The organism is Flavihumibacter profundi, from assembly GCF_020076305.1.
In the GTDB taxonomy this organism is placed as follows: Bacteria; Bacteroidota; Bacteroidia; order Chitinophagales; family Chitinophagaceae; genus Flavihumibacter; species Flavihumibacter profundi.
In genome coordinates, this window is sequence record NZ_JAIQXE010000001.1 from 368,771 (window position 1) to 385,927 (window position 17,157).

General features: G+C 41.8%; 11 protein-coding genes. 5 read left to right on the plus strand and 6 right to left on the minus strand.

Going from position 1 to position 17,157, the window contains the following annotated elements:
• Nucleotides 1–32: 32 nt before the first annotated feature.
• The 3 genes from LAQ65_RS01560 to LAQ65_RS01570 all read left to right on the plus strand — a co-directional run bounded on the left by LAQ65_RS01560 (nt 33) and on the right by LAQ65_RS01570 (nt 2,420).
• Nucleotides 33–341 (plus strand): hypothetical protein, encoded by a 309-nt coding sequence (locus LAQ65_RS01560; RefSeq protein WP_224115172.1) that lies wholly within the window; start codon nt 33–35, stop codon nt 339–341.
• Between the two features lie 91 nt (nt 342–432).
• Nucleotides 433–912 carry an FKBP-type peptidyl-prolyl cis-trans isomerase gene (locus tag LAQ65_RS01565; RefSeq protein ID WP_224115173.1) on the plus strand — a complete coding sequence of 160 codons (480 nt, stop codon included), beginning with the start codon at nt 433–435 and terminating at the stop codon, nt 910–912.
• An 80-nt stretch (nt 913–992) separates the two neighbouring features.
• Nucleotides 993–2,420 (plus strand): L-serine ammonia-lyase, encoded by a 1,428-nt coding sequence (locus LAQ65_RS01570; protein WP_224115174.1) that lies wholly within the window; start codon nt 993–995, stop codon nt 2,418–2,420.
• A 75-nt stretch (nt 2,421–2,495) separates the two neighbouring features.
• On the opposite strand, the gene mqnE is transcribed toward LAQ65_RS01570, so the two are convergent.
• Complete coding sequence (mqnE, locus tag LAQ65_RS01575; RefSeq protein WP_224115175.1) at nt 2,496–3,641, minus strand: aminofutalosine synthase MqnE; 1,146 nt, start codon at nt 3,639–3,641, stop codon at nt 2,496–2,498.
• Between the two features lies 1 nt (nt 3,642).
• A complete protein-coding gene (locus LAQ65_RS01580; RefSeq protein ID WP_224115176.1) occupies nt 3,643–7,332 on the minus strand; it encodes a T9SS type A sorting domain-containing protein in 3,690 nt (1,229 codons plus the stop codon).
• 103 nt (nt 7,333–7,435) lie between these two features.
• Here LAQ65_RS01580 and LAQ65_RS01585 point away from each other — a divergent pair, with 103 nt between their 5' ends.
• The gene (locus LAQ65_RS01585; protein ID WP_224115177.1) at nt 7,436–8,698 is read left to right on the plus strand and encodes a NupC/NupG family nucleoside CNT transporter; all 1,263 of its coding nucleotides are present in this window, start codon (nt 7,436–7,438) and stop codon (nt 8,696–8,698) included.
• Between the two features lie 3 nt (nt 8,699–8,701).
• Here the strand turns inward: LAQ65_RS01585 and LAQ65_RS01590 are convergent, their stop codons facing one another.
• The 3 genes from LAQ65_RS01590 to dnaE form a co-directional block, all read right to left on the minus strand.
• Nucleotides 8,702–10,471 (minus strand): hypothetical protein, encoded by a 1,770-nt coding sequence (locus LAQ65_RS01590; protein ID WP_224115178.1) that lies wholly within the window; start codon nt 10,469–10,471, stop codon nt 8,702–8,704.
• A gap of 164 nt (nt 10,472–10,635) precedes the next feature.
• The gene (trxA, locus tag LAQ65_RS01595) at nt 10,636–10,959 is read right to left on the minus strand and encodes a thioredoxin (RefSeq protein ID WP_449536201.1); all 324 of its coding nucleotides are present in this window, start codon (nt 10,957–10,959) and stop codon (nt 10,636–10,638) included.
• A gap of 92 nt (nt 10,960–11,051) precedes the next feature.
• Nucleotides 11,052–14,690, minus strand: a complete 3,639-nt coding sequence (dnaE, locus tag LAQ65_RS01600; RefSeq protein WP_224115180.1) for a DNA polymerase III subunit alpha — start codon at nt 14,688–14,690, stop codon at nt 11,052–11,054.
• A 93-nt stretch (nt 14,691–14,783) separates the two neighbouring features.
• Between dnaE and LAQ65_RS01605 the strand changes: the two genes are divergently transcribed.
• Entirely contained in the window at nt 14,784–15,446 is a 663-nt protein-coding gene (locus LAQ65_RS01605) for a C40 family peptidase (RefSeq protein ID WP_224115181.1), read from the plus strand.
• A gap of 2 nt (nt 15,447–15,448) precedes the next feature.
• Here LAQ65_RS01605 and LAQ65_RS01610 read toward each other — a convergent pair whose 3' ends face one another.
• Nucleotides 15,449–17,107: a M1 family metallopeptidase gene (locus LAQ65_RS01610; RefSeq protein ID WP_224115182.1), complete on the minus strand. Its 1,659-nt coding sequence runs from the start codon at nt 17,105–17,107 to the stop codon at nt 15,449–15,451.
• Nucleotides 17,108–17,157: the final 50 nt, after the last annotated feature.

The following is a 17,157-nucleotide window of genomic DNA, read 5'->3' on the forward strand; positions in this document are numbered from 1 at the left end:
GCTGGTGGCTTATTTTTGCTAAAATCACGGCAATGTTGACTAAGGAAGAAAAAGATTTTATTATTTATTGGGAAGCTAACCGGAATAAGCGGAAAAAGCTGTTTAGGCAATGGCTGGTTGGTATTCCGATGGGTCTGGCGATCGGAGTTCCCATTTTAATCAACTATGCCACAGGGTGGTACAAAAGGGCTGCAATGGTTGCGGGAACACAGTTTAACCCGATTGTCCTGCTGGTGGCCCTCCTTCTGATTGTGAGCTTTACAGCAATAATATATAAACAGCACCAATGGGACCAATATGAACAGCGATACCGGGAAATAAAAGCAAAGAAAGAAGAATAACTGACTTTTTTGCCTTTTAATGCAACATTATCAGGAAATTGCTGGTCTAGAAAGATGCAATAATTATCTTTGCGCAAAATTTCTAAAAATAATGCTGAAAAAACTCGTACTCTTCCTCGCCCTGGCAATAACTGTTTTTGCAACCTGGAAATGCTCAAAAAGTGATAGTGGTGGCTGTACCAGTGTACTTCCGCAAGCCGAAGACGCTGCAATGCAGCAATACATGACCACTGCCGGTATAACTGGTACAAAAGACCCAAGTGGTTTATATTACCAGATTATAGATCCAGGTACAGGAAGTGCACCAACAATAAATTCAAGGGTATATGTGAAATATGCCGGTAAACTTACTAATAACACCCAATTCGACGCCCAAACTGATCCATTACAAACCGGATGGGCATTAAGTGGTTTGATCCAGGGCTGGCAAATTGGTATCCCAAAGATCAAAAGGGGCGGAAAAATCAAATTGGTTGTACCATCTTCTCTGGGATATGGATGTAAGGCAATAACAGGTATTCCGGCAAATTCCATCCTGGTTTTCGATGTTGAGCTGGTAGATTTTAATTGATTTACCGTTAATATATATATTCTTAGCCCTGGTTTCCTGAACCGGGGCTTTTCTTTTTACTTTTGGTAAAATTGTGAAGATTGCCTTACGAGCCCATTTCAGTTTTCGATATGTTTAAAATCGGTGTTGGTCCGTCCAGTTCCCATACCCTTGGTCCCTGGCGGGCAGCACGGACATTTATTAATACTATCCGGGAGAAACTCCCCCTCAGCAATATTTCCGCTGTTCAGATTTTGCTCTATGGTTCACTGGCCAAAACAGGTAAAGGCCATGGTACTGATATTGCCATACAAATGGGACTTATGGACGAAGACCCTACCAGTTGTGCTGTTGAGGCTATAAGTGACCAGATGTTAATTATTCAGGAAACAGGGGAATTATTTCTTGGTGGTACCAACCGCATTGAATTTGACCCGCAAAAGGATATTGTCTTTTTGATGAATGAATCCCTTCCTTTCCATCCCAACGCAGTCAGCTTCCTGGCAAACTTTAAGAACGGTAACCATATTGCAGCTACGTATTATTCAATTGGCGGCGGATTTATTGTGCAGGAGGGGGAAAGATCAGTTGGAAAGGACCATGTGTCTTTACCTTTCCCTATCGATAGGGCAAATGACCTGTTGCACTGGTGCAGGAAAACCGGCCTTGCTATACATGAAATTGTTTGGGAAAACGAACTGGCCTGGCGCCCGGAATCTGTAACGCGCAAGGGGTTGTTAAATATCTGGAATGTAATGAAGACCTGTATTTACAAAGGCTGTCATACTGAAGGGGTTTTACCCGGGGGATTAAATGTGAAAAGAAGAGCGGCTGCCCTTAATAAAAAATTATTGAAAGGCAGGACCTATACAAATTTTGATGAATGGGTTGGTGTTATTCGCGAGGGGGGAAATGACTTTTCCTATACCCTAGATTGGGTAAGTTGTTTCGCTCTTGCTGTAAATGAAGAAAATGCCTCTTTTGGCCGGGTTGTAACTGCCCCAACAAATGGTGCAGCGGGTGTAATTCCGGCTGTGCTTCAATATTTTGTTGTTTTCTGCAATGGGAACCAGGAAGATTCCATCCTGCAATTTTTATTAACTGCTTCAGAAGTTGGTAGCATTTTTAAGAAAGGATCTACGATTTCAGCTGCTATGGGTGGGTGCCAGGCAGAAATAGGGGTGTCATCTTCCATGGCCGCCGCTGCTTTAGCTGAAATTATGGGTGGTACCCAACGGCAGGCCCTGATGGCTGCAGAAATTGCAATGGAACACCACCTGGGCTTAACCTGTGATCCTATTGGCGGATTAGTTCAGGTACCTTGTATTGAAAGAAATACAATGGGAGCAATTAAAGCAATTACTGCATCACAGCTTGCTTTACAAAGTGCACCGGATTTTGCAAAAGTGTCGCTGGATGCTGTTGTGAAAACTATGTGGGATACAGCCCAGGATATGAGCAGCAAATACAAGGAAACTTCAGATGGCGGGCTTGCCGTCAATATTCCCCTGAGCTTACCCGAATGCTGATTTTTTAGCCTTCGAACCTTTTAGGTATGAAACATTGATCTGGGCCCTGGGTCGGTTGTGGTATTCAGAATAATATTATTCAACATTTTGTAAAGAATAATCCTTGATTTCTTTATAAAGTGTATCTCTTTCCACAGGTTGCCTTTTTACTTGCTGGATAAGTTGTACAAGTTGTGCAGTACTCATTGACGGATTTTGCTCCTCAGACCCGGCCATGCTATAAATTTTTGTAGAATCGTCAATAGTGCCATCTATATCGTTGACCCCGAATGATAAGGATAGTTGGGCATTGTTTCTGCCCAGCATCGGCCAATACGCCTTTAAATGCTGGAAGTTATCCATATATAGCCTGGCAACAGCATACATTTTCATGTCTTCAACAATGCTGCTTTCATCCAGGTAGCTCATCTCATTATCCTTATTGCGGAATTTCAGGGGAATAAAGGTGTTGAATCCCCCGGTTTCATCCTGAAGGCCCCTCAGTTTATCCATATGATCTATGCGGTGCCTGTATTTTTCAATATGACCATAAAGCATAGTAGCGTTGCTGTGCATCCCAAGTTGGTGTGCCACTTTGTGGATTTTCAACCAGCCTTCGCCATCAACCTTATCTGAGCAAATCTGTTCCCTGATTTCCGGACTGAATATTTCTGCACCACCGCCCGGCAAGGAATCAAGACCGGATTCATGCAGGAACTTCATACCTTCTTCCACAGAAACTTTTGCTTTCCTGAACATATAGTCTAATTCAACAGGAGTAAATCCTTTAATATGTAAATCGGGGCGATGTGCCTTTATCGCCTTTAGAAGATCTGCAAAAAAAGTAATAGTCAGTTTTGGATGAACGCCACCCACAATATGGACTTCAGTAACTTGCTGCCCATCATATTTTCGAACAATATCCAGCATTTGTTCGATTGATAATTCCCATCCTTCTTCTTTATGGGCATAGAGCTTTGAATAGGAGCAGAACTTACAACTAAAAACACAGATATTTGTTGGCTCAATATGAAAATTCCTATTGAAATATGTTTTATTGCCGTGTTTTCTTTCCCTAACAAAATTAGCCATAGCACCAAGCCAGGATAAGCTTCCTTTTTCAAAGAGGAGAATTCCCTCATCCGGTGTCAGACGTTCTTCCTGCAAAATTTTTTGCCCGATTTTTTTAAGCTCCCTGTCAGTTACCAGGGTATTCAACCGATCGAATTGATTTTCGTTCATGTTATTGGACTGTTTTAATAATCTGCGTATTTTTTACACTATTGTTATAAATAAGCCTAACAATGTAAACGCCTGCAGGTTGCCTGCTGATGTCAACGGGAATTGAACTGCTTGAATTTCCATTAAAGGATTGCGACCATATCCGTTGTCCAAGCATATTAACAACCTCTATGCTTCGAAGGTTCTCCTGATCTCGGTATTGTCTTACCAGGAGCATTCCGGTTGTTGGATTTGGTGTTACCAGGTAGCCGTCCTCCTTCAATTTAGCCGGCAAAGTTATAGTATAGAGCCGGATATTATCCAGGTAAAGATTGTTATTCCCATTGTTAATATTCCGGAAGTATAACTGAACAGGCAGGTTTGGATCAATCAGTCCTGTAAGTGCGATGGAGTCTGTTCTCCAATTTGCCTTGGACTTAGGCAGGAATTCATCTGTTGCCGGGAAATTCGGATCTGTTACGGTCTCAAGGTCAATACCCCATTTGGAATACAGCAACAAACTGGTTTCGCCGCAATCCTGCGTTAGATAAACCTGTAAAGTATCTGTTGGCTGGTCTGCGGTTTTTGAATTGATATAGGCCAGGTCAAATCTGAAGAAAATGGAGTCCACCTTGCCGGTTATTGTCGGTGGCATTATTAATTCATCGGCATCCCCAGCAATTTTATTAATATAATTCCTGATAAAAACAGATTTGGAACCATCTGTCGCTGCAGAACTGGTCGTTTCCCAGGTTACTGTATTAGGCACATTTGTAATATCCCAATTTGCCGGCGGGAAAGATGTGTTTTCAAAGCTTTGTTTCCATGGTGCAGATTCATCGGTAAACAGGAATACCCGTTGGACAATAGTATCATTTTCTGGAACCTGGTCAGGTTGTCCATTCGGCGATGAAATGTAAGCGGTGAAAAAATTTGAACCACTCGCAGGCAGGGAGAATGAACTATCATAATTTATCATGTAGGTCTCACCGGTTATTAATTGAAGCCCGGAGAATACACGTGCAGTTTTTTTGCCATTGTTTAGCTGCAGGTTAATTGTAAAACTATTCAATGTCTGCCGGCCATTATTCTTCACTTCAATGACTGGTGAAAACTTATTGGTACAGACCCTGTTTGCAGGGCTTATTACCCGGCTTACTGAAGCATCAAGTTGTGGGAAAGTATATGGTGTAATATCAATATCATCAATGTAAATATTCTGTCCAAATTTGTTAATAGTGATCCATGCAAAGGATACTGTCTGCGCTCCTTTAAATAGGCTGACTGGGAAAGACATCAGGATATTCTTCCATTCCCCGTCAACTGGCACCCAATTCAGATCTCCTGTTGTTCCAGTTGTGCTGGCTAAATCCGCACCACCTTTTTTCCATAATAATTCTGTAAAACTATTACCGCAATCCAGCGACGCCATCAGCATCAGTGTATCACTGAAATTTGTAGAGTACGAATAAGGCTTATGGGCAAGTGCAAATTTTACGAAAACGGAATCAACATTCTGTAAACGCATGCTGGGTGATACAAGTAAATCCTGGTCATCCGGACTGTCGTAATTAAATAAATTCATAAAGGCCGATGCTACTCCGCTGTTTTTTGCTGCTGTAGTCCTTGCCCAGGTTAGACTTCCCGCGTTTGGGTTAATTACTGTCCATCCTGCTGGAGGGAAAACTGTTGATTCAAATCCCTGCTTTATTGCTGCTGTTACTGGTTGTTGTACTGTAAAATTTATGCTCAATGAATCATTTACCTGCCGTTCATCGGTGCCTCCATTTGGTTGGTTCAGGAAAATCCGCAAGGTTTTATCCCCTAAGCCCGTAACTACAACTGGTAGGTTTATTGATACAGAGTTGCCATATTGTAAAGACCCCGTCCAGTTTGTAAATTGTACAGGCCCATTGTTTAATTGCCAGTTGATGCGAACAGATGTTAAAGTCTGTGTTCCACTGTTGGCTAACTCTATAATAGTACTAATGTCTTTAAGATTACAAAAAACCTGGCCACTTAATGGGGAAAGAATACTTGACAATTTTGCATCCAGTTTTTTATTTGCCGCTAGTTTAATAGCAGCAAGTTTTGTTTTCCATCCGTCGGCGGCACCATACATAGAAGTAAGCCAGAACAGGGAATCGTTGGTGGGATCAGGGGAAATCATATTATAATCTCCCCACCTTGACGAATAAGTACCATATCCAGTTCCAGTGGCGATAGTAGTTTCATCGGCAGGAAGGCTTCCCAGGGGGTCGTTTGTATTTCTTCCTGCAACCCTTATAGATGGCCATAAGTTTTTTGATGCTGCATTAAAAACGGCCGCAATTTGCCCATTCCCATTCATATTCATGGAAGGGAAAAACCGGTGTGTATTATCTGGTGAATAAGTGCCTTCCTGGTATAACTGCCAATCTCCTGTAGTTCTTCTTAATTCATGCCACCTTATAGCTGCAACACCCGGATCCCCGCCATTTACAGTGTGATAAACCAAAATTGATTCATGCGTTGGATACCTTCGGTAGACTGGCTTATCCATAATAAAAGCGGTAGTTGCCAAAAGGGGACTATTATTCCCAGGAACAGTTACACATGCCTGGAAATAACCTCCGCCATCACAAATTAGGGAACTAAATGGCGCTGTCTGCAGTGATTGAAGGGTTGAAAATCTGCTGTTGGCTGGATTGTCATAATCAACGTCAAAGCCAAATAGAACAACGCTGTCTGCATCTGCTTCAGCAGTCCTGCCATCGTCATTCCGATAAGTAAATAAGCCAGGTGTGCCTGCTGCCGGAGGAGTTGGACCAAATGCATTTACCGGTGCTGCGCCATCATATTTTTCGGTATTTGCCAAACGGATGCGCTGCATCTGGATTGTTGGGCTTCCAGACAGCATTTGCTGTTTGTTGAAAGCATAAAATGAAATCCCGGCAAATTCGCTTCCTGGTATCAGGAAGTCACGGGAAGTTGCAAAATATGATTTGTCATCCCATACAGAAATTTTCGGGTAATCAGGGAAATAAGTAGTGTCAGTAAATTTATAGATATACCATGATTGCAAGGGGTCATTGGTCTTCGACACAAAAAATACCAAAGTATTTAAATCAGAACTTCCTGAAGGTGATCCGAATTCCGTCATAATATAACGGTCGGCATATTGGTCATAAAGGCAAATGCCATCACCTGCGCCACTATATCCAGCACCTTCTACAAGGTTGTCAAGATAAATTTGTGGATTAAGCGGTTGACCGGCTTTATTAAAGACCTGGAAATATGATCCCGATGGACCATTTACCATTTGAATCACATGGTTCGGACCTACACACAGTGTTGGATCAGCAGGGGTAATTTCCGCTGAAGTCATACCATCTTTGTTGATTGAAATTTCTGGCGAAAGCACATGTTGATTCCCCAATGTCAGTGGATTTTTATTGCCAATTTTCGCGCTTCTTAATGGGTCTTCCTTAAATTTTTTTGCTTTCTCGTCCCATTTTATGACAGGATTTTTCCTTTTTCCCCGGTTCCAGAATAATCCTTTTTTATCCCTTATGGCAATGTTTAATCTGCTCGGATCTGGTGTGATTTCACGAATTGGCCTGGTAGAACCAAGAAGTTGACCTTTTGTTTCCAGGATTTTTCCCGTTTGGGCTAGAAGCGTAGGAACTACCACAACTAAACTCCAGAACACACAGAATAATTTCTTTTTCATGTAACTTATTGACACGGGCAGAATTACAAATATAACTTCAAGTCTTCATGCGTACAACAAAGCTTAAAAACTTCTATCTTCCCCCGATATAAATAAATTCCTTATGGGTCGTTTCCAGGGTATTATTGGCATAGTGCTGATTTTAGGAATCGCTTACCTGTTTTCTAACAATAAGAAAAGGATCAATTACAGGGTGATTGTTACTGGAATGGCCCTTCAGCTGTTCATTGCTGTGCTGATTTTAAAAGTACCGGCAGTAACCGGTTTTTTCCAGCTATTGGGAAAAGGAATGTCGAAAATTGAAATTTTTGCCCGCAAAGGTGCATCTTTTGTTTATGGTGGTATTGCTGTCGAAAAGCCTGATGGAACTTTTGGGAATTACATCAACTCAGGCTTTGTCTTTGCCTTTAATGTGACATCCACTATTATCCTGGTCTGTGCACTAGTGGCCATTTTGTATCATTTCGGTATAATGCAGCGGGTAGTTGCTGTAATTGCAATAGCCATGAATTTTATTATGCGTGTCAGTGGGGCGGAAGCATTAAGTAATGTAGCCAGTGCCTTTATTGGGCAGGTAGAAGCCCAGGTAATGATCAGGCCATACCTGCAAACAATGACCATGAGTGAATTGCTGGCCAGTATGAGTGGTAGTCTTGCCTGCATTGCTGGCGGAATTCTGGTTGTTTATGCAAATATGGGGGCACAAGCTGGAATAGACCTTGCTCCTAAATTGATTATGGCCAGTCTTATGGCCGCTCCCGGTGCCCTGGTAATTTCCAAAATAGTTTTTCCCGAAACGGAAGAAAGCCAAACCCTGGGAACAGTAAAACTGGAAGTAAAAAGCAGTTATACAAATGTTGTGGATGCCATTTCACATGGGGCAGGGGATGGTTTTAAAATTGCCATGAATGTAATTGCTATGTTAATTGGATTTATTGCAGTTATTGCCTGCCTCGATTGGATATTGGTTAAAGCGGGGCATTTATTTAATCCGGCTTTCGATCTTAGCATAAATTATATTTTCGGAAAAATCTTTTACCCCTTTGCCTGGTCTATGGGGGTTCCGATGCAGGATGTAGATAGTGTTGCAACCTTACTCGGACAAAAACTGACTATAAATGAATTTGTAGCTTTTCAAAACCTGACCAATCATTCTGTTCCTGTAATTTCTGATAAAGGGTTATTAATTGTTAGTATTGCTATCTGTGGATTTGCCAACTTTAGTTCCGTAGGAATGCAGATTGGCGGAATTGGCGAAATTGCCCCAGGCAGGAGGGCGGATCTTGCCCGACTTGGCATGAAGGCTTTATTGTGCGGCACGCTTGCGTCTTACCTAAGTGCAACAATTGCGGGTATACTTATCTGATAGTTAAAAATTCCTCAGTATTTTGAAATTAAATGAAAAAGGCAACACCTGGCTTAACGCAGGAGATGTAAGCTTTCCAATGCATCTTCCTATAATATAGCTGCCGGGCATTCCATAATCTGTTACTTCAACTGCTATATTGCCGCTTGGAGAAAAAACCATTTTATCCTGATTAATATTTAAAGCTGTTACAGGGAATTGGCCAGGCTTGCCGGTTCCACTAAAGGTAAAACTGAATGCAGCTTTTGAACGGTCAGCCCCCTTGTAGCATAATATTGTCGTTTTATTTTGGACTGTTGAAGGGGCCTGAACCAATGAGTCAGAAGGAGCCTGTAACAGGTAATTGGTACCATTAATGTTATAACTCACAAACTGGTTGTTCTCTTGGTTGCAGGTACTGATTGTTCCTGCATCATAATTTCCTTCAGTAATATCAATATCCTGCAAATCACTTTCCAGGTTGCCTTCATCATCAACCGCAACCAATCTTGCCTTTACCAATGCCTTTGAGCATCGGTTGAGTGTAATTACGAATTTACCCTCATGTATTGCAGCCCTGTAGGTTTTATTCTCTAATTCAAGGGATACATGGCCATTGTATACGCCCCCAACTTTGCAATTCACGACCTTTCCGGAAATTGTTATTGTTGCGGCTTTTTCGGCACCACTTTCAATTTTCCCTAACCAGTTAGCTGTAGTTCCGGCAGTGAATTTTTTGTTGGCCAGTATTTCCTGGCATTCGTTTACTACTTTTAATTCCAGTGCCTGGTTTCCGGGGGAAGATATTGACAGAAAACCTTTATCATCAGTGTAGGTGATGTTTGAAACCGGTTGCTCCCCATCTCCTGAATACAATTGTACTTTTGCAAATGGGATACTATTCCCGTTTTTATCTACGATATTAGCCTTCACTGGAACAAGGGGCATTGCAATACCACAAGCCCAGATCGACAAATGCGATACATACCCCTGGTAATTATTTCCTGATTTTTCAGCAATGCCTTCCTCAATCCAGATTCCACTACTCAAATCATAATGCCAGAGTGAGATGCTGGAAGGTGCATTTCCCAGTAAGGATGGAGGAATTGGAAATTTCATTAAAGCAGGCTTTCCTGTTTCTAATTCGAGCGCCTGTCCCGACTCCCCCGTTAATTCCGTAACGAGCATGCCGAATGCCTTTAGGGCAACTTCCTTTTTATTTAAGGTAAGGCCTTTGATACCCGGTAAGTAATGGAAAAACCGGTAGTCTTCATTGTTCATGGAATAGGCTGATAGTTCAGCTATACCCATATATGATTGCCTGCTTACACGATCTGTTAATGCATTTGCGGGGAAATTGATGGCTGCGCCACCAGGTAGTTGGAAATTTGTACCGGCAGGCACACTGAATTGCTGTTTATTGCTTTGCTCAAGAATACTTATTTCTGCGAATTGTTCTGAGGATGGCAGTACTTCAAGGGTTTGGTAAGTTCTGAAATACCCGGGTTTATATACTTCAATGAGCGTTGCAGATTGATTTACATGCAGTCCGGAAAAATGGAAGTTGCCATTGATGTCTGTTTGAGTAACAATGGTTCCGGAACGAACTACTGCACCATTCATTGGAATTTGGTGGTCATCAGTAATCCTTCCGTTTAAATTGATTTCTACCAGGTTGGCCGTTTCTTTAGAAGCAGGCACAATTGATGAACCAATGTCGGTTTTCTTACATGAATTAGTAATAATCACAAGTAGGACCAGGACCCACTTTGTGCAGGATATTGGAGTTCTCATAGGCTTGAATCTTTGAATCAAACGGGTAATGCGCCATTTTCTTGCTTATCCCCTCAAAAATTCGACGAGTGTTTTTCCATATGGTCCAAAACCATTGAATTATGCATTAAATGCAAAAAAAGGCTTCCTTTAGGGAAGCCTTTACGTAAAAAATTGCTATTCAATTAGATATGTGCTTCGATTTTTTTTACAAAATTGGCCTTTGGTTGTGCACCAACAAGCTTATCAACAACCTGGCCGTTTTTTACGAACAGGATAGCTGGAATTGATGTAATGCCATAATTTACAGACAGTTGCGGATTATTATCGACATTTACTTTCCCGATTTTTACCTTACCGTCATACTCTTTAGACAGTTCCTCAATTACAGGTCCGATTGCGCGACATGGTCCACACCATTCTGCCCAGAAATCTATTACACTTAATTTATCTGATGCCAGAACTTCATTCTGGAAGTTGGCATCGGTGAATTCTAAAGCCATAATTATTGATTTAAAATTGTTTTAGTTTTAAATAGAACGCAAAAATAGGTCCCTTGGTTGAATTGGGTTGTTATGACATCTATAATTGTTAAAATCGGTCAATTTGTGTCCACTTTTATGTCTAATTCAGGTTGAAGTTGCAGCCAGGCCGTCAATTCGTCATTCATTTCCAATCCGTTTTCAATACTATATAAACTTGTTATCGATTGTGAGCGTTGTTCCATAAGGTTGATCCTCAAACTGGTCTTTCCCGGGAATTTTCTCAGGTTCCCCTCCAGGAATCCAATCATTTCTGCGGAAATATGCCTTGGTTCAACATATAATACCAGTTGTTTGGTAAGTGACTGTTTGATTGTTTCCAACAAGTTTATCCTTTCAATTTTAAATTCGAATTGCTCTGTATTGAAGCGCGATTTAAAGGAGCCTGTTATAAATAGGTTTTTGCCTTTATCGAGATAATCTTTGAACCGCATATAATCATCCCCCCAAAGCATGAGTTCAGTTTTACCTGAATAATCTTCCAGCGTTAGTGCTCCAAAGTTCCGGCCTGTTTTAGTAATCCGGTGCTGTCCATCTATTACCAAACCTGCTAACCTGTATTGCCGGCCATTTCCAATCAAAAGTGGATTGTCTTTTATTTCATTGAATTCCTGCAAGGGCATGATATTGTAATGCCGCATTTCAAATTTGAAATGGTCAAGTGGATGCCCGCTGATAAAAATGCCTGTTACTTCTTTTTCTTTTTCCAGTCTTTCAGTCAATGTCCATGGGTCGCAGGCAGGAATCTTTGGTGAAGGCAGGTCCATCACCGCAGGCAGTTCGCCGAAAAGGGTATTGCTGCTTCCCGAAGATTGCGCCTGGTAAATGTTACCGTATTTGATGATTTTTTCCAATCCCGTACTGGTATCCCCGGCAGGGATATAAAAATATTGCGCCCTGTGCAATTCCGGAAAACAGTCAAATGCGCCAGCATGCGCCAGGCTTTCCAATGTTTTCTTATTTACCGTCCGTTGGTTTATCCTTTTGATCATTTCAAAAATGGAAACAAACGCCCCGTTTTTATCCCTGTCACTTATAATGCTGTCTACTGCTGCCTCTCCAACACCTTTGAGTCCGCCTAATCCGAACCTGATTGCACCTGCCTTGTTTACAGCAAATCCTTTTTGTGATTCATTGATATCAGGACCAAGTACGTTCAGCCCCATTCGTTTACACTCTTCCATGAAGAAGGTGATTTTTTCAATACTACCGGCATTATTCAATACTGCAGCCATATATTCAGAAGGGTAGTGGGCTTTCAGGTATGCGGTCTGGTAAGCCACAAATGCATAGCAGGTAGAATGTGATTTATTGAATGCGTATTGCGCAAATGCTTCCCAGTCTGTCCAGATTTTTTCCAGTTTTTCTGCAGGATGACCTTTTTTTACAGCACCTTCCACAAACTGTTTTTTCATTTTATCCAAAACAGATTTCTGCTTTTTACCCATTGCTTTCCGTAATACGTCTGCATCACCTTTGCTGAATCCGCCAATTTTCTGCGCGAGCAGCATTACCTGCTCCTGGTATACTGTAATACCATAGGTTTCTTCGAGGTATTCCTTCATTTCCTCGAGATCATAGCTTATTGCTTCCTTACCGTGTTTGCGGTCAATGAAGTTGGGAATATATGCCAGTGGACCAGGCCGGTACAGGGCATTCATGGCAATTAGGTCTGCAAACTGATCAGGTTTAAGGTCTCGCAGGTATTTCTGCATACCCGGACTTTCAAACTGGAAGGTTCCAATAGTATCAGCCTTTTGATATAGTTCAAATGTTTTTACATCATCCAGGGGTACATCATCTATAATAATTTCAACGCCATGGTTCTGTTTGATCAGCGCCAGTGCATTTTTCAAAATGGTAAGGGTTTTCAATCCCAGGAAGTCCATTTTAATTACACCAGCATCTTCAATAATACTTCCTTCAATTTGTGTAACCAGCAACTCGGAATCTTTAGCTGTACAGACGGGTATGATATTCATGAGGTCGTCTGGTGCAATTATAATACCTGCTGCATGTAAACCGGTATTGCGTACTGATCCTTCAAGCCTTTCCGCTTCCTTTAAAACCTGGGCACGGATATCAATCCCATTATAAATTTCCCTTAGTTTTTTAACGTTGTCAATATCCTCGGGGCCAAGCTGTTCTTTAGATTGCAGGGATTTTTCTCCATCCTTATCTGTAATCGGGGCTTTCAAAACACGGCCTAATTCGATGCCGGGCTTATCGGGAACCATTTTAGCTAGGGCATTTGATTCAGACAAAGGAAGATCAAGAACACGGGCAACATCCTTGATACTCATTTTTGCTGCCATCGTACCATAAGTAACGATTTGTGCTACCTGGTTTTTACCATATTTCTGAACTACATAATCGATAACTTTCTGGCGACCATCATCATCAAAGTCGGTATCGATATCGGGCATGCTCTTTCGGTCGGGGTTAAGGAACCTCTCGAAAAGCAAATTGTACTTCATGGGATCAATATTGGTAATACCAATGCAGTATGCCACCACACTCCCTGCTGCTGACCCACGTCCAGGTCCTACAAATACACCCAGGTCACGGCCGGCCTGGATGAAATCACTCACAATCAAAAAGTAACCTGCAAATCCCATGGTTTTGATAGTGAACAATTCGAAATCCAGTCTTTCCTGTACTTCCTGGCTGATTTCTGTATACCTGTTTTTTGCGCCTTCATAAGTGATGTGTCGCAGGTATTCCCATTGGTTAAGGTTGCTGTCCTTATGTACCTGGAATTCTTTTGGTATCGGGAATGCCGGAAGAAGAATATCCTTTTTCAGGTTAAGTAATTCCACCCTGTCAACAATCATATTTGTATTGTCAATAGCTTCGGGAACATCGCTGAACAGGGTACTCATTTCAGCACTGCTCTTGAAATAAAACTGGTCATTGGGAAACTTAAATCGCCGGTTACGTATGTTCGCATCATCGTTCACGAAATCATCAAACCCCGGTGTACTTTGCTTTTCACCGGTATTAATACAAAGCAGGATATCATGTGCATTGGCATCGTCTTTTTCCGTGTAATGGCTATCATTAGTGGCTATTACCGGAACATTATATTTATTGGCAAACTTCAGCAATGCCTGGTTAATTATTTCCTGCTCTTTTAGAGCATGCCTTTGCAATTCGATAAAGTAATCTTCCCCAAACATATCCAGCCACCACTTGAATTCAATTTCAGCAGCAGCTTCACCTTCATGTAAAATAGTTTGAGGAACATAGGCACCAATACAACAGGTTGTTGCTATAAGTCCTTCATGGTATTTTTCAATTAGCTCTTTATCAATCCTTGGATATTTGCTGTACATACCTTCAACGAAGCCAAGGGAGGTTAATTTTATGAGGTTTTGATAGCCAACAGCATTTTTCGCCAGTAAAACCTGGTGGTAACGCTGGTCTTTTTGTTCCTTGGTAAAGGATTTTCTGTGGCGGTCTTTAACTACATAAAACTCACAACCCACAACTGGTTTTACCAATGGCTGGCCGTCTTCCCCTTTATGTTTATAAGCTTCTGCAACAAATTCAAATGCTCCAAACATATTTCCGTGGTCTGTAATAGCGATAGCAGGCATTTTGTCCTTTACTGCCTTCTTGTACAAAGAAGAAATAGAGGCGGCCCCGTCTAATAAGGAATATTGGGTGTGACAATGGAGATGCGAAAATCTGGACATAGTGCTGCAAGTAACAAATTTTCTAAAGACTGGTATAAAATTTGAATTCGTTATTTTTGCCGCGGTCAGGTCAAATAGAAAAAGTAAATATCCTTGCAAAAAATTATATATATAACTCCGCTTTTTTTGTTCATCGTGGCCTGTGGCCCTTCCAGGAACAGTACTAATGGAAGCTCGCCAACAGTTACACGAACCACCCATTCCTCACCCAAGTTTATCGATTCCATTAGTATGACCCCGGGCGAAGAAGGTCCGGGTGCCAATAACAGTACAAATACCGGACGTCTTATAGGGCCGGGGCATAGCACGCTCACCGGAGCAGGCCTCAATATCGAAAATGGCACAGAACTGCAATTTAAATATGCAATTCTGCTGGATGAAAATGTGGAAAGTATGAATAACCTGGCCCTGCTGCAATTCATTGAAGAGTGGTACGGTACAAAATACCGTTACGGCGGGTCCACAAAAAGCGGCATTGACTGCTCCGCATTTACCTGCACCCTGGAAAGCTCAGTATTTGGCAAATCAATACCAAGGACCTCCCATGAACAATTTGAACAAAGCCAGAAAATTGATGCGGAATACCTGCAACCCGGCGACCTGGTTTTTTTTAATACGCGTGGAGGGGTGTCACACGTTGGAATTTATGTATCAAACAACAAGTTTGTACATGCTTCAACTTCATATGGGGTTATAATCAGTGACCTGAATGAAGAATATTACAAACGCCGTTTTATTGGTGCCGGAAGACTATGAATTTACTTTAGCTGTTTGGGTTCAATGTAAAAATTATTATCCACTTCAAGCCTTGTAGCACTTGTTTTCAGGGTTTGCCATTCGGTTCCGGGCTCCAGCCAGCTTGTTTTGCCATCAAGTAATACTTTTACAGGCATATTAAATCCGTCAACCGTATTGCGCCAGCGAAAAGACATAGTGCCGCTGTAGAAACTGTATTGCAGTTGCGGTATTTTTGTGGTGCGCAGGTACTGGTCAAAAATTTTGGAAAAATCTTTCCCGGCGTAATTGCTGATATACTTTTCTATCTCTGCTGAACTTGTAGTCGAATGGTAATAGTCTTTGTTTAAATTCCGCAATAGTGTCCTGAACTTTTCATCATCGCCAATGATTTGGCGAATGATATGGATCATGTTGGCCGATTTCGGGTACATATCACCGCTACCTTCCTTATTTACACCGTAAGGTCCGATAATGGGAATATCATTCCTGATATTTTTTCTGATGCCCGCAAGGTATTCATTGGCAGCAGCAAGTCCACTCTGGCACTCGGTATAAATGGTTTCACTATAATTGGTAAAGCCTTCATGTAACCACATATCAGCAATATCATTTGAAGTGATATTATTTCCGAACCATTCGTGCCCCGATTCATGGATAATAATAAAATCCCATTTCAGTCCCCATCCTGTTCCTGAAAGGTCGCGACCCAGGTAGCCGTTTTTGAATTTGTTGCCATAGGCCACAGCGCTTTGGTGCTCCATACCCAGGTGGGGCGATTCAACCAGTTTATAACCATCTTCATAAAATGGGTATGGGCCAAACCAATGTTCGAAACACTGCAGCATGGGTTTCACCTGCTGAAACTGGGCTTTTGCAGCCTCAAGGTCTTCCTGGAGGACCCAGTATTCACAGTCTAGCACCCCTTTCTCACCAGCAAAAGTCTCTTTCCAACTCACATATTTACCGATATAAGGAATGATATTATAATTATTGATTGGATTTTTCACTTCCCATGTATAAGTTGTGGTGCCATTGGATTGTGGTACTGTTTTCTTCAACCGCCCATTTCCAACCGCCACCAGGTCTGAAGGAACTGTTATCATGAGGGATGCCCCCAAATTGGGTTCATCGCTCTGGATATCTTTGCAGGGATACCAGACACTTGCACCAAGACCCTGGCAGGCCACGCTCATCCACGGATTACCAGCTTTATCCCTGGTCCAGATCCAGCCTCCATCCCAGGGGGGGCGAACTGCTTCTAAAGGTTTACCGGAAAATAGAAGGGTTATTTTCTGGCTGCTTTTTATAGGTAAGGACTGGTCTACTTTAATATGAAAAACATTTCCTTCGCGAACATATGATAGTGACTTGCCATTTAAAATTGCTTCATCGAGTTGCATGGGTTGCTGCAGGTCAATTTGCATGTTTCCGGGAGCACTAATAACAGCAAAACTAAGGTTAACGCTACCTTTAATGGTTTTAGACCCATAATCTGGTGTTACGGAAATTTCATACCGCTGAACGTCCCACCAGCTTCTTTCTGCGTTTATGGATCCCCTGAGAGTATCCTGGTGGGTGAGTTCACCGGATTTTGATAAGGGTTGTGCATTAGTGGAACAGATCACAAGAAATGTGCAGCAGGAAGCAAGGAAACCTCTAACGATTGATGTAAGTTGCATGTAGGCAATTATAAATGATTCGGGATTAAATATAAGCCCTTAGCACAAAA